The 580-nt window shown below is 55.2% G+C and carries 1 rRNA gene; it reads right to left on the bottom strand.

Going from position 1 to position 580, the window contains the following annotated elements:
- Positions 1-580: ribosomal RNA gene (locus L5M11_RS23845) — 16S ribosomal RNA — on the bottom strand; the annotation flags it as partial.

Below are 580 nucleotides of genomic sequence, written 5' to 3'. Positions count from 1 at the left end.
TTCTACCCCCCTCTACAAGACTCTAGTTCGCCAGTTCGAAATGCTATTCCTAGGTTGAGCCCAGGGCTTTCACATCTCGCTTAACAAACCGCCTGCGCACGCTTTACGCCCAGTAATTCCGATTAACGCTCGGACCCTCCGTATTACCGCGGCTGCTGGCACGGAGTTAGCCGGTCCTTCTTCTGTAGGTAACGTCACAGATATARCGTATTAARCTACACCCTTTCCTCCCTACTGAAAGTGCTTTACAACCCGAAGGCCTTCTTCACACACGCGGCATGGCTGCATCAGGGTTTCCCCCATTGTGCAATATTCCCCACTGCTGCCTCCCGTAGGAGTCTGGGCCGTGTCTCAGTCCCAGTGTGGCTGATCATCCTCTCAGAACAGCTAGGGATCGTCGCCTTGGTGAGCCATTACCTCACCAACTAGCTAATCCCACCTAGGTTCATCCAATCGCGGAAGGCCCGAAGGTCCCCTCCTTTCCCCCGTAGGGCGTATGCGGTATTAGCAGTCGTTTCCAACTGTTATCCCCCTCGACTGGGCAGATCCCTAGGCATTACTCACCCGTCCGCCGCTCGCC

Origin of the sequence: Shewanella sp. SM87, from assembly GCF_025653705.1 — a bacterium.
Lineage (GTDB): Bacteria > Pseudomonadota > Gammaproteobacteria > Enterobacterales > Shewanellaceae > Shewanella > Shewanella oncorhynchi.
The sequence above is the reverse complement of the archived record's forward strand: the minus strand, read 5'-3'. Positions and strand labels throughout refer to the sequence as shown.